1 protein-coding gene is annotated in these 258 nt (G+C 70.5%); it reads right to left on the bottom strand.

What is annotated here, in order from left to right:
* Window positions 1–218, bottom strand: a 218-nt coding sequence (locus ACYQ0J_RS00745; protein ID WP_460170289.1) for a metal-dependent hydrolase, incomplete at its 3' end; no start/stop codon positions are given.
* Between the last annotated feature and the right edge of the window lie 40 nt (window positions 219–258).

Raw genomic sequence — 258 nt, forward strand, 5'->3', positions numbered from 1 at the left:
GGCAGGGAGTGGGTGAGGGTGCGGTGGCCGAAGCGCCTTTCCAGGAAGGTGGAGAGGGGCCTCAGGAACTTGCCGGGGCCGGAGGTGGTGGTGTCCACATCCGGCATCACCGCCCCCCAGGCCAGGGCCAGGCCCTCCAGGAGGCCCACCTCCACCCCGAAGCCCCGCAGGAGGGAAGCGGTGAGGGCGGCCCCGGCCAGGTGGGTCGCGGCGGTCATGGCCCCCCCTTGCAAATCCCATGGTATATACTGAAAGGGG

This window comes from Thermus sp. FJN-A, from assembly GCF_054655095.1.